Source organism: Turneriella parva DSM 21527, assembly GCF_000266885.1.
GTDB lineage: Bacteria > Spirochaetota > Leptospiria > Turneriellales > Turneriellaceae > Turneriella > Turneriella parva.
The window spans coordinates 2262311-2287305 of sequence record NC_018020.1 but is presented as its reverse complement, the minus strand read 5'-3'; the positions used below and the strand labels follow the sequence as shown (position 1 = coordinate 2287305).

17 protein-coding genes are annotated in these 24995 nt (G+C 54.6%); 9 read left to right on the top strand and 8 right to left on the bottom strand.

Annotation, left to right across the window (positions count from 1 at the left end; all coding sequences use genetic code 11):
• Positions 1-347 precede the first annotated feature (347 nt).
• The gene (tgt, locus tag TURPA_RS10925) at positions 348-1454 is read left to right on the top strand and encodes a tRNA guanosine(34) transglycosylase Tgt (protein WP_014803365.1); all 1107 of its coding nucleotides are present in this window, start codon (positions 348-350) and stop codon (positions 1452-1454) included.
• A 53-nt stretch (positions 1455-1507) separates the two neighbouring features.
• Complete coding sequence (locus TURPA_RS10920; protein WP_014803364.1) at positions 1508-6262, top strand: hypothetical protein; 4755 nt, start codon at positions 1508-1510, stop codon at positions 6260-6262.
• A 9-nt stretch (positions 6263-6271) separates the two neighbouring features.
• Here the strand turns inward: TURPA_RS10920 and truA are convergent, their stop codons facing one another.
• On the bottom strand, positions 6272-7102 hold the full coding sequence (gene truA / locus TURPA_RS10915) for a tRNA pseudouridine(38-40) synthase TruA (RefSeq protein WP_014803363.1): 831 nt from the start codon (positions 7100-7102) through the stop codon (positions 6272-6274).
• Between the two features lie 72 nt (positions 7103-7174).
• Between truA and dnaN the strand changes: the two genes are divergently transcribed.
• Both dnaN and recF read left to right on the top strand, forming a co-directional pair.
• On the top strand, positions 7175-8332 hold the full coding sequence (gene dnaN, locus TURPA_RS10910; RefSeq protein WP_157210472.1) for a DNA polymerase III subunit beta: 1158 nt from the start codon (positions 7175-7177) through the stop codon (positions 8330-8332).
• Between the two features lie 3 nt (positions 8333-8335).
• Positions 8336-9463 carry a DNA replication/repair protein RecF gene (gene recF, locus TURPA_RS10905; protein ID WP_014803361.1) on the top strand — a complete coding sequence of 376 codons (1128 nt, stop codon included), beginning with the start codon at positions 8336-8338 and terminating at the stop codon, positions 9461-9463.
• A 37-nt stretch (positions 9464-9500) separates the two neighbouring features.
• Here recF and TURPA_RS10900 read toward each other — a convergent pair whose 3' ends face one another.
• The 5 genes from TURPA_RS10900 to TURPA_RS10880 are packed head-to-tail and all read right to left on the bottom strand — an operon-like array spanning position 9501 to position 16176.
• The gene (locus TURPA_RS10900; protein ID WP_014803360.1) at positions 9501-10682 is read right to left on the bottom strand and encodes an acyl-CoA dehydrogenase family protein; all 1182 of its coding nucleotides are present in this window, start codon (positions 10680-10682) and stop codon (positions 9501-9503) included.
• A gap of 40 nt (positions 10683-10722) precedes the next feature.
• Complete coding sequence (locus TURPA_RS10895) at positions 10723-11628, bottom strand: ATP-binding protein (RefSeq protein ID WP_014803359.1); 906 nt, start codon at positions 11626-11628, stop codon at positions 10723-10725.
• Positions 11625-12512, bottom strand: coding sequence for a TraB/GumN family protein (locus TURPA_RS10890; protein ID WP_014803358.1), 888 nt, complete (start codon positions 12510-12512; stop codon positions 11625-11627). The genes TURPA_RS10895 and TURPA_RS10890 overlap by 4 nt, the downstream gene beginning before the upstream one ends.
• 14 nt (positions 12513-12526) lie before the next feature.
• A complete protein-coding gene (locus TURPA_RS10885) occupies positions 12527-13645 on the bottom strand; it encodes a hypothetical protein (protein ID WP_014803357.1) in 1119 nt (372 codons plus the stop codon).
• A complete protein-coding gene (locus TURPA_RS10880; protein ID WP_014803356.1) occupies positions 13624-16176 on the bottom strand; it encodes a hypothetical protein in 2553 nt (850 codons plus the stop codon). Before TURPA_RS10880 ends, TURPA_RS10885 begins: the two co-directional genes overlap by 22 nt.
• A 121-nt stretch (positions 16177-16297) precedes the next feature.
• On the opposite strand from TURPA_RS10880, the gene TURPA_RS10875 reads away from it, so the two are divergent.
• The 4 genes from TURPA_RS10875 to TURPA_RS10860 are packed head-to-tail and all read left to right on the top strand — an operon-like array spanning position 16298 to position 19893.
• Complete coding sequence (locus TURPA_RS10875) at positions 16298-17215, top strand: phosphatidate cytidylyltransferase (RefSeq protein ID WP_014803355.1); 918 nt, start codon at positions 16298-16300, stop codon at positions 17213-17215.
• Positions 17216-17249: 34 nt separating this feature from the next.
• Positions 17250-18359, top strand: coding sequence for a 1-deoxy-D-xylulose-5-phosphate reductoisomerase (locus TURPA_RS10870; RefSeq protein WP_041949250.1), 1110 nt, complete (start codon positions 17250-17252; stop codon positions 18357-18359).
• Complete coding sequence (proB, locus tag TURPA_RS10865; RefSeq protein ID WP_014803353.1) at positions 18356-19147, top strand: glutamate 5-kinase; 792 nt, start codon at positions 18356-18358, stop codon at positions 19145-19147. Before TURPA_RS10870 ends, proB begins: the two co-directional genes overlap by 4 nt.
• A complete protein-coding gene (locus TURPA_RS10860; protein ID WP_014803352.1) occupies positions 19144-19893 on the top strand; it encodes a thymidine kinase in 750 nt (249 codons plus the stop codon). The genes proB and TURPA_RS10860 overlap by 4 nt, the downstream gene beginning before the upstream one ends.
• Positions 19894-19896: 3 nt before the next feature.
• Here the strand turns inward: TURPA_RS10860 and TURPA_RS21810 are convergent, their stop codons facing one another.
• Positions 19897-22233: a phosphatase domain-containing putative toxin gene (locus tag TURPA_RS21810; RefSeq protein ID WP_014803351.1), complete on the bottom strand. Its 2337-nt coding sequence runs from the start codon at positions 22231-22233 to the stop codon at positions 19897-19899.
• Positions 22234-22288: 55 nt separating this feature from the next.
• Here TURPA_RS21810 and xseA point away from each other — a divergent pair, with 55 nt between their 5' ends.
• Positions 22289-23566 (top strand): exodeoxyribonuclease VII large subunit, encoded by a 1278-nt coding sequence (gene xseA / locus TURPA_RS10845; protein WP_014803350.1) that lies wholly within the window; start codon positions 22289-22291, stop codon positions 23564-23566.
• 21 nt (positions 23567-23587) lie between these two features.
• On the opposite strand, the gene rfaE2 is transcribed toward xseA, so the two are convergent.
• Positions 23588-24700, bottom strand: coding sequence for a D-glycero-beta-D-manno-heptose 1-phosphate adenylyltransferase (gene rfaE2, locus TURPA_RS21805; RefSeq protein WP_014803349.1), 1113 nt, complete (start codon positions 24698-24700; stop codon positions 23588-23590).
• Between the last annotated feature and the right edge of the window lie 295 nt (positions 24701-24995).

Here is a 24995-nt window from a genome sequence, read left to right as displayed (position 1 = left end):
CGGCTTCTTCCCGGTACCTCGCCAGTGCCGCAGGTAAAGCCGTAGCAGCTCTTCGAACAAACGGGATTCGGAAAAACTTATGCCGTTCCTCTTAAGAAGACGACGCATCGCGTTCAGGCGACGGACTGTGCTCTTTCTCAAAGTCACCGAAGTCATGTAGTGATCAAGGGCTGAAATTCTGTGCATCTAGTGATTAAATACCAGAAATTGCCTTATTTTTCTCATCGCTTAGCGCAGAAGATGCAAAATTTCGAAAAATTCGACGCTTCGATAATCCATCCCGTTCGGAAATTCGTTGAGATTATGATTGCTGCCGTGCTCACGCATGAGCATCTGCCGGCACTCCCGTGAAATTTGAAACTCTTGCAACCGACGGCGCGGCTCGAGCCGGCACGCTGCAGCTTCGCGACGCAAAAATTCTTACTCCAATCTTCATGCCCGTCGGCACTCAGGCCACAGTTAAGGCAATAAGTCAGGATGACCTTGAAGAAATCGGTTACCGATTGATTCTGGGCAACACATATCACCTCTATTTGCGGCCCGGTGCTGAGACGCTGCGCCAGGCTGGGGGGATTCATAAATTCATGTCATGGCCGCACGCTGTGCTCACTGATTCTGGCGGTTACCAGGCTTTTTCACTCAGCAAGAACGTGAAGCTTAAAGACCACGGCGTTATTTTCCGTTCGCACTTAGACGGCAGCGAGCACATCTTTTCGCCCGAAAGCACAATTTCTATCGAGCGCGACATCGGGGCAGACATCATCATGCCCATCGATGACTGCGCGCCTTACCCCGCTGACGATAAACGCCTGAAAGAAAGTCTCGCGCGTACGCATCGCTGGCTTGCCGAGTGTAAAAAATATTGGTTACGCGAACCGAGGCATCAGCATTTGTTTGGCATAGCACAAGGTGGAGTCAATCCTCTGCTGCGCGCCGATAGCGCAAAGGCATGTGCTGATCTTGACTTACCAGGCTACGCCATCGGCGGCCTTTCGGTCGGTGAACCACTCGAATATTATGTTCCTTCGCTCGCTGCTGCGATTGAACATCTGCCCAAAGAAAAACCGCGTTACGTCATGGGGGTAGGCACAATACCTGAACTCTTGAACGGAGTGGCGCTCGGCGTCGACATGTTTGACTGTGTGCTACCTACACGCAATGCCCGCAACGGACAGGTATTCACTTCGGTGGGTAAGGTGAACCTGCGCAATTTAAAGCATGCTCAGTCAGATTCTCCGATCGACCCGGAATGCAGCTGCAAAGTCTGCAAGAAATACTCCTTGGGCTATATTCGCCACCTGCATAAACAAAACGAAATTCTGGGGCTTATGCTCAGCACTTACCATAATTTGTATTTCATGCACGGGTTTATGCGGCAGATGCGCCACGCCATTCAGGCGCAGAACTTTGAGCAATTCAGAACACACTGGTTGCGCTTGTTCGCGCCTGTCTGACCGCGCAGAATCTGCCTTTACGCTAAGAACTCCATGGGCCATGACGGCCCGATATGGCGAACAGGTCTTCGGGTATTGAGAGTAAAAATTCAGAAACGGATGCCCGATTGCGCGCGGCAGGTGAACTCACCGAATCGCTGTTAATTTCAGGTAAGATTACGGGCAGTGCAGCACAAAAAATCTTTGAATCTCTGGGATACACTCCAAATCAAAAGACTCTGACCGAACAGGCGGTGCACCAAGCAGACTTTCTGTCGTGGGCAGCAACGGGTCTGGGTTCATTGATAGCGGCGGTGGGAATGTCTATGAAGGGCGTGTGGGTTCGCCACGAGCCAGAATCGCAGCACGCCTCTGAATCCTCCAAACAAAGCAGCGACCGAAACGACGTGACCCGCCCGCATGTCGGTGGCATCGACTCGCTACTCAGCCTCGAATCGCTGACCGAAACCCTGAAGCCGCTCTTTAACGAATACGTGTGGTGGTTTATCGCCATGGTGCTTGTGATTTCAGGTTCTATCATGGGCATTCGTGAAGCATGGCTACGGTTCGAAGGTATTTTGCGACCGTTCACGATTCTTTTTGCCTTCTTTGTCTACCACGTACTGTTTCTTGGGCTGGGTCTATTTATTCACCGCAAGAGCGCAGGCACGGGCAAGATGTTGATGCTGATCGCCGGTGCATTGATTCCGCTCATGTTTTTCATTTCGGCGAATATAGTGCGCGTTTCGCCCGAGGCCGGCGCCGCAGCTACGGCGATTGCGCTGCTTTTGACTTTTATTACGCTGTTACCGCTCACGCGCCGTGTGCAAGTGCCATACGCATCGGCTTTGCTCTGTGTGCCCATACCTTTTGCGCTGGGTGCGCTGGCGGGCTTAGCGCCCGTGATGCCTATACTATTGCCGACACTCATCGTTGCGATCGGCGCGGCGACGATGTCAGCTGTCGGCCTGATCGACACGAAAAAGGAAATCATGGCACTCGTCTTTGCCGTGCTCGATCTTTCTATTCTTGTCTTTGCGCTGTTCACTCTGCCGATTGCCGTTTCAGACGATCTGTCGGGGGCATTGCGCCTAACTGTACTCGTTATGGCGCTCGGTCAGTTTTCATTACTGCAACGATCTTTCGACCGGCTGCACGGCAGGTTCTTCGCGGCTCTTGAGATTGTCGCCTATGCGATGCTCGCGCTGATCGCATTCGTTGCCGCGGCAGCCTTTGCAGGCCAGGCGGGTTCAACGCTACCCTTCACGTTTCATATGTTGGTAATCGTGCCGGCAATCGCCATCTTTCTACGAGCAGCCAGGTACCACAATGCAGCGATACATGCGGTAATTTTTCTTTGCATGGTCTTCTGTCTGCGTCTCACTCGCATCGTCACACCAGAGTACGCGGGGCAGGTTTTCGCATTCTTTATCTTTCCGCTCGCTCTACCTTGGTTTTCGCGTAATTTTCACCCCGAGAAGAAAAAGATCTTTTTGTATTGGGCCGTTGTGTCTGGCATTTGCGCAAGCGTGGTTCAACTTTTCTCGGCACAACCACATATTGCCGCTGCATTCACAGGGCTTCTGACGGCTGTGACAATTCACCGTGCTGCAGGCTTTTCCCGATCGCCCTGGCATTATCTTTCGCCGATAGGTGTGCTGACTTTTGTCGCGCGATTGCCGCTGCCGGCAGAAATTATTCTGCAACCGAACGAGGTTTTTCTCGCCATGGCTGTCTTATATGCGATAGGCGGATTTTTCTTTGAAAGGCATGCTGCACCACCCGACGAAACTTCACCCGGTTCACCGATCGATGACCTCTCGCTGTGCTTTGGCGCATTGGCTCTGCTGGTCTTTACTGCGCCGGTGGTGGCAAGTGAAACCTGGACAGTGCAGTATGCAGATCGAAATATAGCTCTGCGGCCAGTCATTTGGCTTGCGTTTGCCTGGCTTTTCATGACGCTGCGCACGCTGCGCGATCGCAGTGCAGTGATCTCAGCGTATGCCGGTCTTGCCGTCACGTTCGGGCTCTACAACATTCTCGCTCCGCCTGATTTTGCCCAGGCTGCCTTATTTTGCACCGTCATGGCTGTTTTCTTCTATCTGATCGCAGCAACTCTGCGCAGCGCCGTGACGGTGCCTGCGGCCAGTTTTGGACGGGTGTTTTTGATGCGGCTGAGGCTGCCCTTTAACCAAGGGGGGCTAAACAATATTGCTGTCGGCTCGGCCTTCGTGACACTGGTCTTGCTCGCCGCTGCGTTGCTCAGCGCCGCCAACTGGATTAGCATGCCTGATTTTTCATTCCGGCTGCCGTTGCTCGTCGCTATGGTGGCTTGCATGGTGATTGCTGGCGCGGTTTTTCACTACCGCGTGTTCGCGATTTTTCGCCTGCGCGGTTCGCTCGTGATGCTCTATGTTCTGCTCGGGGCAATCGCAATGACGGCGATTATCAACCGTTTGGGAAGGCCCCTGCCGGTTGATGTCGTAACGCTGAGACTGCTGCTGCTTTTTCCGCTAATGGCGTTGGTCGCATTTACCGTGCAGGTTTACGGCCCTCGGTATGCGGCTTACCTGCAGGCCGAATCGCAGGGCCGTTGGTATTTTCTCGTGCCTGCCACGGGTGTCGCAGGCCTGATATTGCTGCTCGCATACGAAGTTTTTGCGGTTTCACTCTTCGACTTTGATCGCGCATTCGCTTTCGTGCCGCCGACCGCATATCTTGCCCTGGCGTTGTATCCGTTGATTCTGGTCCATACCGTTCATGTGGGTTTGCGGCATCTGTTCTATCTGTTCTTACCCATTTTTGTCGCTGCCCTCTTTGCCTCACAGAGTTTCACCGGGCCTGCGCTGTATTACTCAGCAGAAGCAGCCGCGTGGCTGCCACGAACATTTGCTGGCAATGCCAGTGATTTGCTCATGAACTTTTCGCTGGCGCTAAAGCCAGGCCTCAGCTACCTGCAGTTCAGACAGAATATTGTCATGGGAATTGCCGCAGGCGTCTTAGCTCTCGCGGTTCTTGCAGTGATTTCCCGCCGCCATAATGCGCTGCAACTCTTCACAAAGGGTCTTTTTACGCAAAACAATACGGGTGTTTCGAACGAATCGGGGCTTTGGAGTCTGGGTTTCACCGCGCTGATTGGCTTAATGTCGCTTCAGGTGGCGACAATAGAACCGGGGGCCATTCTCATCTTCGTGGCCATACTTTACCTTTGGGCGCAAAACGTGCGCGCTTCGGCCCTCATCATGTTCACGGGCGGGCTGCTGATTGTTCACGGCGGCGCCCACATGTCTGCGGTATATCCTCTCTGGCCTGGGCCGGCTCTGGCGCTTGCGGCAATATTCATGTTACTGCCGGCAAAGAGTGTTGCTAAGCGGCTGGATCTTTCAGAAAATTTCGTCAGCGATACGGCATTTCTGGCGGGTTCACTCTATCTTTTGGCCGGTTTTTTCTACGCCGCGACCGAGGGGCAAGGTGCAAATGCGCTTGCGGCAGGCACGAGCATACTCATCGCAAACGCCAGCTACCTGGCGCGAGATGATTATTTCAGATCGGCAGGTCTCGTGGTCACGTTGCTGCTGGCTTCTTTCTATTTTCGGCTCGCGCTGGCCTTAAAGCGCGGACCATCGCGTAGCACGCTGGCATGGTTGAGCGCGGTTTTTTTCAGCGCCGCGATCACGACGGCGAGCTGGCTGATACTTTCACTCCTCGGGTATAACTTCAACTTTCTGCAGGCTTCACCTTATGCCCTTTCTGGCGTACTCGTCTATCTCATTATTCTGACTTTCTTCGCCGGCAGATTGCAGAGTGCCGATACCGAAAGGCACGCCGGTTATGTGACAGCCCTCGACACGTTAGTTATCAGCTGCGGCGTCGTTCTTGCAGCGATGTCGCGTGAGCTGACAAACCCCTTGCCCGGCGCCGCATTCGCTTCGCTTGCGGTGCTGATATTGTATCTATTACTGAATATCATAGCGGCGTTAAAGACGCAGAGAACGCGGTATGTCTACATCGCACAAATGACGATTGCAGGCATCTATTACTCGGCGCGTCCGATTCTGCGAATCGATAATGCACAAACCGATGCTTTTTTTGTTCTGGGTTATGCTTTTGCCCTTGTCGGTGTCAGTGTTTTCGCCAACCGCTTTTCACTGAATGTGGTTTCAGAGCCCACCCGCCGATTTGCGGCAGCTTTGCCATTAGTTGCGGCACTGGTGGTAGATAATTTCAGATCGCTTAACACCGCTCTGCTTTCTGTCATTTCTAGCGGACTTTATTTTACCCTCTCGCGCCTCGGGGAGCGTCATCTCTTTGCTGCGCTCGCCGCGATCACCCTAAACGCGGCGCTGTTCTTTGTGGCGCTCGCAGCGGGCTATGATTCTTCAGAGTTCTATGCGTTTCCCGCCGGCCTGACTGTCATCTTCTTCGCGACGATATTCAAGAGTTCACTCTCTCTGGAAAATCAGGCGCGCGTGCGTACGATCGGTGGCCTTATCGCGTACTTGCCTGCTGCACTACAGGTCACAATGCGCTCAGGGCTGGCCCAGAACCCTGTGTATTCGCTGGCATTCGGCGCCGTATGTCTTGTCGGTATGCTTGTCGGTACACTCTTGCATGTTCGCAGCTATCTGTTTCTGGGAGTGCTGTTCTTCACGCTCGATGTCGTGGCAAATTTAGTACAAGAGGGCCTGCAGAACCAATTCGTCGGGTTTATGCTTCTGACCTTCACAGGGCTGGCATTGATCATGATCTTGATCGTCTACAACCTCAAGAATGAACAGGTCAAAGATTTCTACAGAAGACTTTCGGCAAAGTTTGCGCGCTGGCAATAAGGCGAAGCGTCACGAAAAATTGACCGGCCTGCTTTCTGCTGCATGGCGGTGTAGCAGCATCTGCCTTAGAGCGTGCTGCGCCCCGCTCTGGTCATAGTCTTTGTACTCCGCGTGAAGAAAATACAACGCGTCGGGCTTCATTGTCACACCTGCACCAACTCTGTCTTGCCGCGCGAGAATACCTGCCAGTTCTTCGGGCCGGGTCTTGCCGCGCGCAATATCGAGCAATGTGCCCATCAGAATTCTGATCATGTTGTGCAAGAAGCCCGAGCCGACAATGTGCACGTAAGTGTAAGGGCCATCTTCAATGATGCGCACATCGTCGATGCGGCGAATCGTCTTCTCGCCGCGCTTCACCAGCTTCGCCTGAGTGAACGCAGCGAAATTGTTTTCGCCGAGAATGTGCGGTATCGCGCTGCGCACAGCGCTCCAGTCGAGGTCGCCCCTTACCCAGAGCGCTTTATACCCTAAAACTCCGGGGCGGTACGGAGCATTGTATACAACGTACACATATTCGCGCTGCAGGCATGAAAAGCGGGCGTGAAATGAATCGGGCACGACTGCGCCGTGCCTCACGGCGATATCTTTCGGCAGAAGACTGTTCAAGGCATAAATCAGCAGGTCGAGAGTCTTCGGCGGTTCGCCCGCAAAATGTACAACCTGGCCCAAAGCATTGACTCCGGTGTCGGTTCGGCCCGCACAGTACACCCGCACCCTCTGCCTCAGCACTATACCCAAGACTTTCTCAAGCTCGGCCTGTACCGAGTTTTGTTGTTTCTGCAGCTGAAACCCGAAATAGGGGGCTCCGTCGTATTCTATCGTTAACGCGGTCTTTGCCATGTGAAAAAGCGGATTTTAGCCGCTCACCCTACAGATATATTTTGCTTTATGTCGTATCAATGCTTTCTCATTATGCAGGTTCTGCATATGAAATTCCAGACGCACAAAGACTCGATCGACAAGGCGGTGCGCCGCATCGACGCGATTATACCCCACCGCGATATGGGCACGATGCTCTCGAACCTGCTCGTGGCCGTCGAGGCAAAGCAGGTTTCGATTACAGCGTCCGATATGGAAACAACCGCACGCATTACCGTGCCTGTCGAAGATGGCAAACCGGGTGAGTTCATTGTTCCGGCAAAACAATTTCAAGAATATGTCGGCTCGCTCGTTTCAAAAGACCTGATTGTTGAAGTCGAAACCGACGAGGCAGCCGAAGAAGGTGCCGCTGCTTTTCGCGTCAATCTGCGCGGCACCAGCGACGCTTCGGCGCGCTATGTCATGCCTGGTAATTCGGCGAAGCACTTTCCCACACTGAACCGGCTCAGCGACGCTAAACTGTTTTCGGTTTCATCGGCGATCATCGAAGAGATGATACGCAAGACACAATACGCCATTTCACAAGAAGACAACCGTTATATCTACAACGGCATCTGTTTTCAGGGCAACGGCGATCAGCTGACGCTGGTCGGCACCGACGGGCGACGCCTTGCCGCGATCACGCGTAAACTCGGCGCAGCGATCAATCTGCCAGCCGGCACCGACGTCGTCGTGCACGCAAAAGCAATTCGTGAGATGCAGAAGCTCATCGATGTCGCTGACGAAGTTATGATCGGCGTCGAACAGCGCGATCTTTTCGTGCGTGTCGGCGACGCACAGCTGTCGAGCAGGCTGCTCGAAGGCAAGTTTCCCGATTATAAGCGCGTGCTGCCGCAAGATATTGCGGTGCAGATTGAAATGGGCCGCGACAAACTTATCGAAGCGCTGCAGCAGATTCGCCCTGTAACCGAACCGCCTTCGAACCAGTGCCGTATGGTACTCGAAGATAAAAAAATGCATATCTCGGGTCAATCCTCAGGTCAGGGTAGCCGCGCTGAAATAGCGATCGAGGTTGATTACACCGGTGAAAAGCTCGAGATCGGTTTTAATATCACTTACCTCATCGACATTCTTAAGGCGCTCACCTGCCCCCGCGTGCGGCTCGGCATGAACGACTCCAATAAGCCGCTCGTCGTGCAAGACGTTGACGACCCCGACTTCATTGCGCTCGTGATGCCGATGAAGATCTGACGCGTGGCGTCTGAACCGCACCAGATAAAAGTCACCAGCCTTTCGCTTGTCAATTTTCGCAACAGCGAAAAGTCTGCGTACACATTTTCAGACGGATTGATTTTTATCACCGGCATGAACGGCGCCGGCAAAACGACGATTCTTGAAGCATTAGGATTAACCTCTTTTCTGAAATCGTTTCGCTTTGCGATGGATCGCGAAATGATACGGTTCGGCGCAACCTTCTACCGCACCGAAGTCGGCTTCACGGCGCCGAGCGGCAACCACCGTATTGCGATCAGCTTCGGCCGAAACCCCGACGACGCAAAAGCGGCTCTGGTCAAAAAATACGCCATCGACGGCCGAACGAACGAACGCGCTGCAGCGATTATCGGGCGTATACCCAGCGTCGTGCTCTCGCCCGACGACCTGCGCATCGTCGCCGGCGATCACACCGAACGGCGACGCTTCATTGATCTTCTGCTTTCGATGCTGTATCCTGGTTATTTTACCGCGCTACAGAACTACCAGCGCGCGCTCAAGATGCGCAGCCAGCTCTTGAAGAACCGGCCCGACGAAGGCGTGCTCACGGCGATTGACCGCGAGCTTGCGGCAGCCGGGGTCGAAATTCTTTTGAAACGCCGGCAGTTTATTCCCGAATTTGCCATGCCGTTTGCAGCGAGTGTCAGCAAGATTTCCCTTGCCAAAGACACGTGGCAGCTGCAATACCAGGGCGAAACGAAGCAGGTTGAGTCTGCCGCCGATTATGCGGCTATGCTGAAAGAGCACCGGGCGAACGATTTGCGGCTGCGGCAAACGACGAGCGGCGTGCACCGTGACCGGCTGTTTTTTCTCGGCCCCAATGGTGCCGACCATGACATTCGTACCGTCGGTTCGCAGGGGCAAAAGCGCACCGCGGCGCTCGCGCTTAAGCTTGCGCAGTTCGACTATATGCAGCAAAAATCGGGCACGCGACCAGTGCTGCTGATCGACGATGTACTCAATGAACTCGATCTCACGCGCCGCGCGAGTTTCGTCGACTTTTTGGGCGGGGTTGGCCAGGTGTTCTTTACGACCACCGACCTCATCGGTATGCAGGATTTTCTGAAAGGCCTCGGGCAGGCTGCCCCGGTGCAGAATATTGAACTATGAAATGCGCTGCGGGCACTGCCCGCAACGCATTTCACTTTTATTTCATGGTCGCTGATTCTTTAATAATGTACGCGCCGATTTCATTCTTCTGAATCTGGCTCGTGCCTTCATAGATAGTCAGAATCTTTGCATCCCGGTACATCTTTTCAATTGGGTAGTCTTTGGTAAAACCATAGCCACCGTGCAGCTGCAGTGCGTCGTTCGCCACGGCGACTGCTGTTTCAGACGCGGCGTATTTTGCCATCGCTGAGAATTTCGCGGCTTCAGGGTGACCGGCCATTGCGTACTTCGCCGCGCGGTAGGTGATCAGGCGTGCCTGCTCGATGCGCGTCGCCATGTCGGCGAGCATATGCTGCACCGCCTGAAAGTTGATGATGTTTTTGCCGAACTGCTCGCGCTGGCGCGCGTATTTCACCGCCTCTTTATAGGCGCCTGTCGCAAGGCCAACTGCCGAAGCCGCGACTGCCGGGCGTGACGAGCTGAGCGTCTGAAACGCGTGAATAAAACCACGGTTGGGCTTCAGACCCACCAGGTTTTCTTCTGGCACTTCGACATCTTCCATAATCACCTGGCGCGTATGCGAGCAGCGGATGCCCATTTTCTGCTCGAGCTTACCATATGAAAGGCCTTTCGTGCCCTTCTCTACGATGAAGCAAGACATACCGCGCGGGCCTTTCGACTTATCAGTCAGCGCGAAGATCGTGTAGACGTCAGCCACGCCTGCGTTCGAGATCCACTGTTTGGTGCCGTTCAGAATATAGCGGTCGCCCTTCTTGACGGCCGTGGTCGAGAGGTTCGGCACGTCTGAACCGGCGTTCGGCTCGGTGAGGCCGAATGCACCGATCTTTTCACCGCTGGCGAACGCGCTAAGGTATTTCTTCTTTTGTTCTTCTGTGCCGCCGTGTTCGATTGGTAGCGCACCGAGTTTGGTCGCTGAAATTGCCGTGTTGACGCCGAGACAGTACTCGCTCACGATTTCAGAAAAGACGATCGAAGCAAAGAGGTCAGCGCCCATACCGCCGTATTCGGCGTCGTACATGATGCCAGGCAGGCCGGCTTCTTTGAATTTTGCGAAGATTTCAAACGGATATTCTTCTTTTTCGTCGAGTGCCGCACGCCGCGGCACAATCTCTTTTTCACAGATGTTGCGAATCAGCTCGCCGACTTCGACGAGTTCATCAGAAAGGTTAAAATCCAACAGGCCTTTGTTTGTGCTCATAACGCGTCGATATTCATCGACGCGTTATGCCGTAAAGTAATTACGAATTTGCCAGTATATCGCCACGGTAGTCGCGCACATTGAAGAATTCAACGGTGTGCAGCATTTCGGTAAAGCGCGAATAGATTCGGCCCTTGAAAAGATTGCGCACCGCATCAAGATCGATGTTCGAAGTGATAATTGTCGGCAGCTCGCTTTCATAGCGCGCATCGACGAGGTCATAGAGCATGCGCTGCTCCCAATCGCTGTCAGACTGTATGCCAAAGTCATCGATCACGAGCACGTCTTGGCGCGCAATCTCATTGAACACTGAATCGGTGCGGCCATAGGTGCCTGAATCGTTGCTGAAGGTCGCCCGCAACTGCTGAAAGAAGTCGCGTGAAATCTTGATATAACGGCAGGTGCGGCGCTGGCCAATGATCAGCTCGTTCAGAATCATCGCGGCCAAAAGCGACTTGCCAGTACCCGGCGGCCCGATGAGCAGCAGGCCCTTCAGGTCTGCGGGCACGACTGAACGCGCCGATTCTTGCAGTTTCTTCTGCGCCTCGATAAAGAGGCGCGCACGGTCGAACGCTGCAGTCAATGCAATCGTGGCCTGCCTGCGCGCCGCCTCGAGTTCGGGGGCTTTCGTCGGGTTCGGGTATGGCGGCTGCAGATTAAATTCGGCAAGCCGCGCGAATTTGTACTTCTGCGGAATATTCGATTGGTTGAACAGGTCACGCACCCGTGAGAGTGTGTCGCGCGGTGTTTTGCATTCGCACGGCAGAATCTTCCGGGTCTTCTCGTCGAGATAAACATACGGGGGCGTTTTGTCACCCGGGCATTCACGGCAGAGCGTCTCAACGCAGTCACAGATCTCAAGCACCCGGGTGGCCCGTTTGTGCGTCAGTTGAGCCTGAGTGCGGTAACCAAGGCCGTCGCACTTACTGCATCCCCATTTATTCATAGGCGCTCAATTTTGAAGCCCGCCTGCTTCAGGTGCTCGAGAATATTCTGCGGCCCGATCAGGTGAAGCGCGCCGGTGACCACGAAACTCGTGCCTTCGTAGCGCGCAATCAGGTTCAGCCTTTCAGCCATGCGCGCGTTGCGGTCGTAGAGCAGCACCTGCGTATATTTCGCACTCGCGGCATCTTTGCTGTCATAGTAATGAAAAATTTTGAGCACATTCGCATCGTCGCCCTCGCGCCAGTATTTTTGCATTTCAAGAACGTTGCTTGTACCGACGCGTTCAGAATAAACCAAGAACGCGCGAAAGCGCTGCAACTGGTCTTTGAGGCTCAGCTCGTGCATGTAGCGCAGCACCTCGTCGTTGCCTTCGAGGGTAAACACGCGCGGTTTTTTTTCTTTTTCAATATGGCGATCGATGTAGCGCAGCAGACGGTGTTCGGTGCCATATTCGAGCACAAAACCCGCGTTAAAGGCGAGCCGGTAGCCAAACATGAATTCGACGAACCACGGTTGGTAGCGGTCGACCAGAGCAACATCGACACCGAGCGTTTCGCCGACCTTGCGGTATTTTTCGTTTTCAGATTTTGTCAGGTATTGCCTGAGCGTCTTGCCTTCGGGCAGGTAGGTAAGGCTGAGGTCAGGCGTGCGGATCTTCTCTTTGCGCACTTCACCCTCGAGAATAAAGAGGCGGCTCGCGTTCAACGCTTCGTAGACCTTCGCCGGATAGTCGGCATCGTCGGGTTTTCCCATGTGCATAGAGCCGAGAATGTAGAACGTCGCGCTGTCTTTGGTCGCCTTATAAAAGAAGTAACGGTCTGCGCTCTGCGCGGGCAGCGCCGACGCAAAAAATGCAAAGCCGAAAAAAATAGACAAAGAACGCATGAGGCTATGTTACTCTACCGGTACGGCAAATATGAGGTAAAGTGATTACGAGCGAGCACCCGATAAGAACCGGCGAGCCACACGGTTACAGTCACCACAAAACCGTACGATCTAAAGTCTTTCGTGTAGCCCAGGTAGCTGAGCGGTGCGAGCATACAGATGAGCATCAACAGCGGCCGCCAGCTAGGTGACAGCAAAATACCGGGAAACAGCAAAAAGAAATACCAAGGATGCTGTACGGGAAAAAACACCACCAGACTACCAAGCGCAAAATGGTAGGCGCCCGAGAAGGTCACCCGCCGCAAGATATAGAACAAGCCGACAACCGCCAGCAGCACCAATATGCCGCGCTGCACGAGCCAGACACCATGCGCCGCCGAAAAGCCAAAGTACTCGAATGCATGCACAAACGCATTGCCGTGGTGCCAGTAGTTCGCGTAGACTGTGAGCCCACGTTCGGCAAACGGCGTGAACACAAACGCCGGTGCGAGCTGCAGAGCGAAAAACGCGCAGCTAAATAGAGCCAAGGGGGATTTCACAACCTGAACAATTCTTTGCAGCGGCGAATCGGCCCGCCTGCGGTACTGCCACATAAACGCTAAAACTCCGGCGAATTTCCAGGCGGTACTCACCGCCGCATAGAGGTATGAGCGAGCCGTGCGCGCCTGCGCCGCAAGCGCCGGGCGCAAGGCGGCAATCGCAAAGTACAGCAGGTACGCCGCGATGTGGTCAAGATGCCCTTCACGCCAGACCTCATGCAAACTGAGCGGGTTTAAGAGAAGAAAGGATATGAGCCAGGGTGAAGTGGGTTTATGCCGCTTGCGCCGCAAGAACCATAAGACAAACGCCAACTCGGCGAATCCGGCGAAGAGTTTCACCGTGATCGGCCGGGGGTGAATGTACGCCAAGACGGCAAACGACAGCTCTTGCAGAGGCGGGTAGAATGAGCGCAGGTGCGCATATTCAATCGCGACCGGCGGCGGGCTGTTATACGGATTTAGCCCCGCAAGCAGCGTCTGCCCGTCGGCGAGAAAGCGGCCCGTGTCGGTCGAGAATGGGGGCAAGAGTAAGAAGCCCAGTCGCGCGACCAATGCCAGCGCGAGCGCAGCCCTTAAGGTACGTAGGCGTTCCACACGTTTTTGCTTGAGCCCGCAGCCAGAATAAATGCAGTGGGATAAAGACCACCCTGCGTTCTGAACGCCACCGACCCTTGCGTGATTTGGAACCCCGGTGACGTCGGCGCGGTCAGGCTGATCGCCGGCCCTGCGACCATCGTGTTTGCGGCCGGATCATAAAGGCAGCTGTTGCTGCTGCCATTGCCGGCGACGATGACAAACCGTCCCGTGTTCACGCCGCTGGTCAAAGCAAATAGCTGCGAACCCACATTCACACCTCCGGGTGCGCAGCCTGCGAGACTCACCGTTGCAGCAGCAAAAGTATTCGCGACGGGGTCGAAAATATATGGCGTAGGCGCTGAATTACCAAGCACGACCATCGCGCTGCCAGATGGCAGAACAAAACCCTGAATGCCCGGGCCTGCACCGTCTACAGAGCTGATCGCGCCACTAAAATCCTGCGTCGCATGGTTGTAAACGGCGAACTGGTTACCGGTACAATAGATCAACTGGCGTATATCATTGGTGCTAGGCACCGGTACTCTTAGATTGAACCTTTCAGATGTTGAGCCACAGGGCATTGCGGGCCCGGCAGAAACCGTGCCAGTCAGCTGGTTGAGCACCTGCGTGCCGGTACCATTGCCATTGATAATGACAATGAATTCGCTGTTGCCGACGCGAAATGCACTGGCTCCGACTCCAGTCGCGCTGAACCCCGGGCTCGGCCAGCCGCCAGGCACGGAAAAAGTATGGGTATCAGGGTCGTAGAGATTGAACGTTGTCGTGTTGCCACCCATGAGTATGAGTGTTTTTCCCGCATGCACGCCGTGCGTCAGCGTTATGTTGAGCGACGAGCCATAGGCAACAGTTGTCAACTGTGGCCCATAACTGAACTGAAACTCAAGCGGGTCAAAAACCGCAGTGTCAACCGTGCCCCCCGCAGCGACGACGATCGTCTTGCCGCGATTGATGCCCGAACTGACATAAAAAGTATGCGCGCCGTTATTCGGCACTGAACGCGGTAGGCGGCTGCCATGAAAGCGGTTCGACCCGGGTAGATAGACCGAAGTGTTTGAACCCAGACTGCCGTTAATGAGCAAGAAGAAATCTGTGCCGGCAGCGTTCTGCGCAAAGGTCGAAGCAGAACCGACGCCGAAAAAGCCGGTGGCAAAAGGGCCTGCGACGAAGTTGCCGCTATCGGCATCATATCTGCTCGTCACATGACCACCGCCATGCACGACGAGGGGGTTGCGCAGCGGACGCGCATCGTCGCCGCGAAGCACGAGGCCGCCTGCTACAATATTCGAGGCGAGCGCTGGCCCGCCACCGGCCGTGGCGAGGGTGGCAGTGTTAAAGCTGCGCGAGGCCGCGCTGCCGTTGCCCACCATTGTGATGAGTTCGCCTGCACGCAGACCTGTGGTTACCTCGAAACTGCCGCCATCGACGCTGATGCTTGAAAGGGCTGATGGCCCAGGGGAGATACCAAGAGGGTCTTCAGTCGCCACCGTTGTACCGTTACCAAGACCGGCATGCACAACAATGAAACGCCCGGCATTTGAACCGGCTGAGATTCTCACCGCGTGACCGCCAGCGCCAACATTTCCTGTGGCATTCGCGGCCGCGACAAAAGCACCTGTCGGTGCGTCATAGCGCGCAATTTCATTTGTACCAGCGCCTCTGATAACAAATGTATTTCCCGTTTCAGTGCCAGTGCGCGGCTGCAGCGCATGCGCGCCTACCCCGACATTAAATAATGCAGGCAGTGTTGGCCCTGCAACGAAAGTATGCGCTACCGGGTCATAACGGCAGGTTGTGTTGCCCGCGCCCAGTACGACCATCTGTTGCTGGCCGAATGTGCCACTCGAAATATAAAAGTTATGCGCCCCGGCGCCGGGGTTGGCACAGAGTGCCGGGCCTGTTTCAGACGTGCCCGCGGTCAGGTCAATCAGCGTTGTCGTGGTTGTGCTACCAGTATAGGCAATGAACTTTCCCTGGTGCGTTCCGCTGCGAATCATAAACACGCCAGAATTGGCTGCGGCATTTGTCATGAGCGGCGTCGAATAGCTAAAGAAACAGTTCTGGTTACCGCACGGTGCAGCGACGCGAAAACCAACGGGGGATGTATACGTCGTCACAGTATTGCCCGCTGGGCTCAGCACACCCGCGACACGAATCTGTAAGCCCAGCCCTTTCGGAAAAACCGTCGGTGTAAAACGAATGCGAGGGTTCGCCGAAACATCAACAGTGCCCGCAAGACAGTTGTTGAATCCGTCGTAGCTTAATTGAAATGAGCCCGAACAGGCCCCGAACGTCGACTGCGCAGAGAAAGAAGCCGCGTCGATGGGGTTTGAAAATACGACATCCACATAACTTTGGCTAAGTGGGGCAAATGTGTTATCTGCCGGGTCTGTGCTGCTCACCTGCGGCACTAGACCTGCCTTGAGTTCATAGGCCTTTTCGACGCGGGCGGTTTCGTCGATCAGAGAACCACAACCTGCGGTCGACACGAGTGCCAGCAGCGCAATTTTACGGCGGATTTCAAATCGCAAGCGGCCTCACCGGCCAAACAAAGCGGCACCGCAGACAGTGCAGCAACCTTTTTTACCCGATGGGCTATTACACGTCCCGAAGCTCATTGACACCCTGAAAAGAAAACCCGCCCGTTCGCGCATGGGCGAAACTCCGAAACGAGTCATCAGCGGCCTGACGCTGGCGGGCATGTTCATCTTCTGCATCACCTGGCAGGGCATGTACATGTTTCCTCTCTATCTGTTCGTGTTGGCTTTTGCCATTTTAGGCATTATTGAATTCTATAAACTGGCCGAAGCCAAAATCGGCACCCCAATACCCAAAACCCTGGGGGTCATCAGCACGGTTGTGCTCATGACGCTCGTCTACCTCGCCTGGCAGGCGAACTATTATGTGAAAGGAATGCCCCTATATAGCGAAAGCATCAAGAATGCGCTCAATCTGCTGAAGTTCAACTATGCCCTTTTAGGCGGGCTCGCGTTCGTCTTCTTGTTTTCGGTCATGAAAGTGCAGCTGCTCAAGAATCGTGTCGAGAACTCGCTGCTGATTCTCGCGATTTATACCCTTTCAGTCATTTATATACCATTCACCTTTTCACACGTGTTTCTTCTCTATAGTCTCGAACACGGCCTGTTCTATGTCTGGATAGTCGCCTGGGCAACGGCGATGGCCGACACGGGGGGCTATTTTATGGGCCGCACGTTCGGCCGCAATAAAGTGGGTTTTGCGGTCAGCCCGAACAAAACCTACGAAGGTTACATTCTGGGCGGTTTCATGCAGATCGGGCTCGTGGTATTGTTCTACCACGTGGCGAAAGCGAATTTCACCGTGCCCGAATATTCGTATGTTGAAATTGCCCTGTTTGGCTTTGTGACATACCTTGCCTCGATTCTGGGCGACCTGTCAGAATCACTGATCAAACGCGACGCGGGCATTAAAGACTCGGGCAACCTGATACCCGGCCACGGCGGCGTGCTCGACCTGCTCGATGCAATGCTGATCACCATACCCGCTGCGTATTACTATTTCTACGTTGTGCAAGAATTAAGGAGACTTTGAATCATCGGGCATTCGCCCGATGATTCAAAAATCAATGAAACGCAAATTCATCTTATTCGGAGCCACAGGCTCCATCGGCGACTCGACGCTCGATATTCTCAGGCAACGCAGCGACGATTTTGAACTCGTCGGTTTCACATGGCACCAGAACAGCGACAAGGCCAGAGCCATTCAGGCGGAGTTCAAAGTCGCCCATGCCTTTTCGACTTCGGCAGACGACGCCGCTGACAAGACTTCACGCCTGCTCGACATACCGCATGACTTCGTTATTATCGCAATCGTTGGCGCCGCCGGCGTGACAACCACGCTTGAAGCCGCCAACCGCGGCGAAACAATTCTGCTCGCGAACAAAGAAAGCCTCGTCATCGCCGGCGAAATTGTCATGGCTGCTGCAAAAGCGCACGGCGCGACCATCTTGCCCGTTGATTCAGAACATTCGAGCCTATTTCGCCTGCTCGCGACGCAGCGCAGCTTTGCCGAAACCGACACCGTCTACCTGACAGCGAGCGGCGGCCCGCTGCTTCACGTCTCAGGTGAAGAGTTTTACAATGCCTCGAAAGCTTTGGTACTTAAACACCCCACCTGGGTGATGGGCCCGAAAATCACTGTAGACTCCGCCGGGCTCACGAACAAAGCGCTCGAGATTATCGAAGCGCATTATCTGTTCGACCTGCCTTATGAAAAAATTCAGGCCGTGATTCACCCCCAGAGTTATGTGCATGCGATGGTCGGGCATGCTGATGGCACCATCATTCAGCACGTGAGCTATCCTGACATGAAATACCCGATTGCCTACGCGATGTATTACCCGGGGGTGCCGGCAAAAACCGTTCTGGCGAAAGCCCCGCAGAATTATCCGGGGTTTGAATTTTATGCGGTCGATGAAACGAAATTCAGGTCATATGCGCTCGGGCGTAAGGCCGGGGTGCTCGGCAAATATTATCCGGCTGTGTACAATGCCGCGAACGAGGCCGCAGTGGCTGCATTTCTGGGTGATACTATTCGTTTTGGTGAGATACCCGAGCTCATCGAACGCGCGATGGCGACGCAGTTTTCTGATTACGATTACACGACAATTGCGGGCCTCACAGAATTCGATAGGGCAGCGCGCAGCGCGGTGATGAAGCAGGTATTGACAGTATGAATTCAGCACTCGCCTCGAGGTTAGAGGCCGCCACGCACGTGATCTTGAAGTTCGGCACGGGAGTTCTCACCGAACACATTGAAAAACGCAGCAATAAATATTTCAGGCAGATCGCGAAAGAGTGCCTCGAGCTCAAAAAACGCGGCAAGAAAGTGATCATTGTCTCATCGGGAGCCGTAGGGTTTGGCCGCGCCATATTGAAGCAGCAGCAGGCGCTGCAGCTGCCGCAGGCTTCGGTGAGCGAAAAACAGGCGCTCGCCTCGCTCGGCCAGAGTTTGCTGATTGAAACGTACCGAAATGCATTCGCCCGTTATCGCCTGGCTGCAGCTCAGATTCTGGTGACGCGCACCGACTTTGAGAACAAGCGCCACCTGCAGAATCTGCGTTCGACATTAAACCAGCTGCTCGAATGGGGCGCGATACCCGTGATCAATGAAAACGACGCAATCGCCAATGAAGAGATCAAGGTCGGCGATAATGACAACCTCTCAGCCGATGTCGCCGTGCTCTACCCGAAATCGGTACTGGTGCTGCTGACCACAATCGACGCGTTCTACGCCGATGGCAAACGCGTGCCACAAATCACACGCATCACTGCGGATATCAAAAGACACGCAGGCAGCGCATCTGGTGGCGGCACCGGCGGAATGGTCACCAAACTTCAGGCAGCTGAAAAAATGCTGAGAGCAAATCAGGTAATGAGCATAGCATCGGGCAAAAAAATACAAATCGTGCGCAGGCTGATGGCAGGCGCTGACCTTGGTACGTGGTTTAGTTCAGGCAAATGAAAACGTTGCAGCCAGATCAGAACAAACCTGCGGTGGGGAAAATTTCTGTGATTCACGGGCCGATGTTTTCGGGCAAAACCGAAGAACTGCTGCGGCGGGTTCGGCGCGCCAAGATTGCGCGCAAAAAGGTTCAACTCTTCAAACCAGCCATCGACAACCGCTACCATGCAACGCAGGTTCTGCCCCACTTTCTCGCACAGGCAGCGGACGAAAGCGTGCAGGTCGGTGAAGCGGCACACGTGGTGTCGCACCCGCGCGAAATTGCGGCCCTTTTAAAGAACGACACCGACATCGCCGCGATTGAAGAGGCGCAGTTTCTCGACGATTCGCTGATCGACCTCGTGCGCCGCTTTTCACGCCAGGGCATCGACGTCATTCTATCGCTGCTCGACCAAGATTACCGCCGCCTGCCTTTCCCGATTGCACCGGCGCCGGGGTCAGAGTCGGGCTCGCGCAATGTCGGCGAATACCTCGCGATTGCGCACGAGTCGCTGAAACTCGCCGCGATCTGCGTTGTTTGCGGTCAAGATGCGCACCACAGCCAGAAACTCACGCTGAGTTCAGTTAATAGTGAAGGCAAACCAATCTATAAACCCGCATCGTTCTTTACCGAGGTGGTCACCGTCGGCACTTCGCAAGAACTGACGCAAAACAAACTATTCGCCGAAAAACCAAGGGAATTTCCCGAGAGCATCTACGAAGCGCGCTGCCGCTATTGCCACGTGGTGGCAGACGAACCGCAATAATCGCTATTTCCAGTTTTTGACATAGTTTTCCTGATCGGTGTTTTCGATCGCGCGGGGCGATCGGGCAGCCCGCACCCTGCGCATCGCTTCATCGCCGTCAAGGCCCGCGTACCGGCGCAGAAAGAGCGCGGCGATAAGTCCCGTGCGGCCGAGGCCACCGACGCAGTGAATCAGAACTTTCTTATCGGCGTCAGTGGTTTGCTTCAAAAATTGCAGCGCCTGCTCTGCCTGCTCGGCGGTCGGTACACCCTGGTCTTTCACCGCGCGGTGCAACACCTCGAGACCTGCGTCACGGTATGCGTCCAAGAGGTTGGCAACCCCATACTCGGCAAACTCGGCATGGCTGAGCAATGTGACCACCGCAGTGACGCCGGCAGATTTTATGGCGGCAATATCTTCGGCAAGGTCGCGGCCGCGGTCTTTACGGCCGGGCAGAATCGTGAGGCCGATAGATCCTTCTGGCGAAGCCTCACCTGTCGTTGTCATAAAGTCGATGCGAAGTCTCGCGCTCTTCGTCAGGGCGTCCCGCACCCGGCCAATCGCCATTGCCCCTGCGTAGAGCGCCCACTTGCGCTGCCAAAGATTACATTCATCAAAAGAAAGCGTATGCATTGCATAGCGCGCAGCAGCGACAAAGAACTGGTACGGATCGCGGTCCAGGTCAATGATGTCGCGGTAGAGTGATCGCAGATATCCGATGATGGCGAGCGATTTCGCAAAACGCGCATCGGCCGCAAGCTCTGCGGGTGGTTCATCTGGTGCGACTGCAAGGTCGTGCACTTCGAACAGCCAATCGGTTGCGCGACAGGCAAGGCGCAGATCGTCTGCCGAATTAATTTTCGTGAAAATGTAAAGAATGTCATTCTCGAGTTTTATCAGGTCTTTGAGTGCATGACCACGGTGCGTGTGAAAAAAATCAATGAGCCACACGTTTTGCGATTCATCGATAATAATGTTCGCCCCATTGAGGTCGCCGTGCAGCCACGAAACATAGCGCGGCATCGCGACCGTTTCGCGCAGATGCAGTAAGTCTTCTGCGTAGAATTTCGATACGTCTTCAACCTCAATGCCGTCAGCTAATTTTAGCTTTCGGTCTGAGGTAAACTCTGCGAGTTCGGCGCATTTGCGCCTCACCGAATCGGCGTACTTGGGCTTAAAGTCGTAATAATCGAGCAGATTGAGATTTTCTTGTACGGCAGCCTCGTAGAAGCGGCCGAGCTGCCGGCGAAAGACAATGTGCAGATATTTTTTCAGCTGCTCAAGGTCGCTGCTCTCAGCGAAAACTTTCTGAAAATTTTTTACCTTGCCGTCGGTCATCGCTGCATAGCGGTATTTGATACCGCCGCGCTCGCCAAATTCGGCGAAGTCGACAACCGCCGGCGCGCTGTTGCCCAGCACCTCTTGAATGCGCTCGAATGAGGCACGCTCGCGCGAAATCGGGTCGCGCTGCCCGATCTTGACGACGGTCGGCTGCTGCTTCTGCCCGTAGATATCGCGCGACTCGGCCTTTAACACCACGTTGCCGCTGAAACCGCCGTCGAGGCAGATGAAGTCGGCTGACTTGCTGTCACGAAACAGGTAGTGCAGAATTTTTGCATCGGCTTCTTTGAGATCGTATGGAATATTGAACGTAAACTTTGCGGCATCGAGCTGGCGGTTCTCGGCATACGCCGAGGCGGTTAAACCATGTCCTGTGCCGCCCAGGTATTCGGCGAAGCTCGCAACCGAGTCGAACACCTTCACTCCCAGAATGCGCTTCAGATGATCGAGAGCAATAAAGTGCTGGCTGCGCGCAGAGCTCGCCGTCAGCGCGCTGCACGTGACGAGCTCAATTTTGGGGTAACGCGTCACAAGCTCGTACGCGAGATAGGTAATCTTCGCCTCAGTCCAGACGCCGATAAGGCCGATGCGCAGCGACTCACCCTGCCCGGCTTCGGTCAGGTGTTCAGCAAGGTCTGTTTTGTAAAAGTCATTGAGCCCTGAAGCGTTGACCACGATGTCAGGGCGGCGTGCATGAGCAGCGGGCAGCTGGCGAGTAAATACGAAATCCGCACCTTCACTGTTCGCCAGGCAGTGGCGGCCAAATTGCTCGAGGTGACTCTGCTGTTCACTGTCATCAGCGCTGTGCCAGTCGCGAATATGAATGATCTTCAGCGCGTCTTCGCTCTGCTCGTACGCCCAGCGAATAATCTGCGCAACCGGCCCCTCTTCTGCGCGCTCGCCGAGCAGACGCATCGCCTCGTCATAACCGATGTGCAGGTAGTTGGGCAGCGGGTCGTACTTATCGAGCAGACGCACGAAGTCATTCTGCAAACATTGCGTAATGAGGATAGAGGCCATAACTCCAGTTGCAAATTGACGGGCTGCGTCAATTTGCAACTGCTGCGCGACTCCCGTGCCGCAGCAATACACCGTCGCCGAAATCTGCAGGGTCATCGAGACCAAAATCAAGAGTTCACCCGAGCTGCAAGACGTCTGGATAAAAGGCGAGATTACCTCTTATCAGAAACATGCCTCGTCTGGGCACATCTACATGACGCTCTCTGACTCTTCGCAAAAAAACCAGAACCCACGGCCAACGATTCGCTGCACTTACTTTCGCTTTGCGCAGACACCGCTCGACTTCGAACTCAAGATGGGCCTCGAGGTCGAAATTCTCGGCACGACTGGCATCTACGCACCACAATCAACTTACAGCTTCACAGTGAAGCGCGTACAGAAAATCGGCGCGGGTGACCTGCTGCAAAAATTGCAACAGATTCGCGAGCGCCTTCTCAAAGAAGGATTAATCAAGACACCAGAAACCCGCCGCGAACTGCCGCCGCTGCCCCGTCGTGTCGGCATTGTCACCGGCGCAGGCACAGCGGCTTACCGTGACATACTGAAACAGGTACAAGAACGGTATCCGCATGCCGAAATCGTGCTCGCGCCCGCGCAGGTTCAGGGAGAAGCCGCACCGCAATCGATTGTCGCCGCACTCAGTGAGATTCAAAAAAAGGAATGGCGCTGCGATGTCGTGATCGTCGGGCGCGGCGGCGGTTCGGCAGAAGACCTCATGGCCTTTAACGACGAGGCAGTTTGCCGGGCGATTGCGACGTGCCGCATTGCTGTTGTATCGGCCGTCGGCCACCAGATTGACCACCCAATCTCTGACGACGTCGCCGATTACGCCGCAGCGACGCCGACCGATGCAGCCAGAGCCGTCTTTCCCGTGATTGAAGACCTGCAGTACAAAGCCGAAAATCACCTCAAACGCGCATTTGCCGCCGTCGAAGCAAAGTTACAGCTCTTTCAAGAGAGATTCTTGCGCACGTCGACAAAAGAATTCTGGGAAAAACCTTACGTGCTCGTAAAAGACCAGGCGCATTTTCTCGACGAGCTCGAATCAAAACTCAACTTCACCTTTCGCAACATCGTCAACAGCCACGCCAACGCGCTTAACCGGCTGACGCCACTTGAAGTGCTGGCCGCGCAAAAAATCAAGCTCACGCGCGCCGAATTTGAATCGACTGCCGGCCGATTCGAAGCCTACTCGCCGCTCGCGACGCTCAAGCGCGGTTATTCTGTTGTCTATAGCGGTGACAAGATCGTGACAGATGCGACGACGCTCAAGAGTGGTACCGATATTCGTGTGCGGCTGGCAAAGGGCGAGATAGAGGCGAGTGTCAAATAGCGGAGGCAAAGCGTCGCGGCGCTACGCTTTGCCCCCACGTTGTAAAATACTGGTCGTAGAATAGCCTTTGCGAAACGGCAAGATAACAATCTCTTTACCCATCGCGCGCATCACTTCATATTCAGGCAACTTTTCTTTCACATAGTCGCCGCCTTTCACCTGGATATCAGGCTGAATCGCTTTCATCAGCTCAATCGGCGTATCTTCGTCAAAAACAACGACCGCGTCAATATAGGGTAACTGCGCCAGAATACGCGCGCGGTCGCGTTCGCTGTTCACTGGCCGTGCTGGGCCCTTCAGCGCGCTCACCGAGCGATCGCTGTTAAGGCCGAGCACCAGATAATCGCCCAGTGCGCGGGCCTGCGCCAACAGCTGCACGTGCCCGCTGTGTAGCAGGTCAAAACAGCCGTTGGTGAAAACCACCTTTTTGCCTGCCGCACGCACCCGCTCGAGCTCAGGCAGAAATTTATCGCGGTTCTCATAAAAGTGCGAGGCTGCATGTTCTTCGAAAATAACCTCAAGAATGAACGACGCAGCGTCGTGCAGGTCGCTGGCACGATAAACACAATTTTCTGGCACAACCGTCTCTTCAGAGCCGACCAGAATGCCCCGCATGCCCATCGCCGCGCCGCACTCGAGGTCGCGCGCGCGATCACCCACCAGAAACGTGCGCGCCGGCACAGCCCCGTGCCGGGTAATGATCTGTTCAATTAGGCCCGGTTTGGGTTTGCGGCAATCGCATGCATCAGCATCGCCGTGGGGGCAAACAAAAAACTCCCCGACTTTCGCGCCCTCTGCCGCCAAAAGCGCCGAAATGCGGTCGTTAACGGCCAAAAGCTGCGGTTCAGAAATCAGCCCCCGGGATACACCCGACTGGTTTGTGGCGACAAAAATGGCAATGCCAAAAGAATTCAAGAGCCGAATGCCTTCGGCCGCCCGTGGCATCAAAGAAACTTTCGCCGGGTCGTTCAGATAGCCGGGATCTTCATTAATAGTCTTGTCGCGGTCGAGAATGACCGTATAAGACGAAGTTGAAATCATGACGGCGACGAAGCCGATGATTGCCTGGCGCCATTCAGCGCATGGTGGTGATCGATCACAAGACGCACCGACTGCAGTTTTTGATTCAGGCATGAACGGCAAACGCCGTTCTGGTACACGCGCTCAACGATAGACGAGCACTCTTGACACTCAAAAAATTTCTGTTGCTTGTCTACCATGAACTGCTTCAACATTCTGATCTGCGTGAGATGCAAAACAGAACGAGAAGAACTTTCCGGTACGCGCAACGAAACGTAAAGACGAAATCAGAAAAAATTCGATGCAACTCTATTCATTTTTCGGCACTATGTCTCTTCTTGCTGCAAAGTTTTGCACAACTTTCCACACGAGGCAGAGACATAATGCAACGAAACTGGCATGCGATTTG

Bases quoted from the DNA above. Each gene is read 5' to 3' on its own strand.
- TURPA_RS10920 (WP_014803364.1), top strand. From the start codon at position 1,508: ATGGCGAACAGGTCTTCGGGTATTGAGAGTAAAAATTCAGAAACGGAT.
- truA (WP_014803363.1), bottom strand. From the start codon at position 7,102: ATGGCAAAGACCGCGTTAACGATAGAATACGACGGAGCCCCCTATTTC.
- dnaN (WP_157210472.1), top strand. From the start codon at position 7,175: ATGCAGGTTCTGCATATGAAATTCCAGACGCACAAAGACTCGATCGAC.
- TURPA_RS10900 (WP_014803360.1), bottom strand. From the start codon at position 10,682: ATGAGCACAAACAAAGGCCTGTTGGATTTTAACCTTTCTGATGAACTC.
- TURPA_RS10895 (WP_014803359.1), bottom strand. From the start codon at position 11,628: ATGAATAAATGGGGATGCAGTAAGTGCGACGGCCTTGGTTACCGCACT.
- TURPA_RS10890 (WP_014803358.1), bottom strand. From the start codon at position 12,512: ATGCGTTCTTTGTCTATTTTTTTCGGCTTTGCATTTTTTGCGTCGGCG.
- TURPA_RS10875 (WP_014803355.1), top strand. From the start codon at position 16,298: ATGGGCGAAACTCCGAAACGAGTCATCAGCGGCCTGACGCTGGCGGGC.
- TURPA_RS10870 (WP_041949250.1), top strand. From the start codon at position 17,250: ATGAAACGCAAATTCATCTTATTCGGAGCCACAGGCTCCATCGGCGAC.
- proB (WP_014803353.1), top strand. From the start codon at position 18,356: ATGAATTCAGCACTCGCCTCGAGGTTAGAGGCCGCCACGCACGTGATC.
- TURPA_RS10860 (WP_014803352.1), top strand. From the start codon at position 19,144: ATGAAAACGTTGCAGCCAGATCAGAACAAACCTGCGGTGGGGAAAATT.
- TURPA_RS21810 (WP_014803351.1), bottom strand. From the start codon at position 22,233: ATGGCCTCTATCCTCATTACGCAATGTTTGCAGAATGACTTCGTGCGT.
- rfaE2 (WP_014803349.1), bottom strand. From the start codon at position 24,700: ATGCCTGAATCAAAAACTGCAGTCGGTGCGTCTTGTGATCGATCACCA.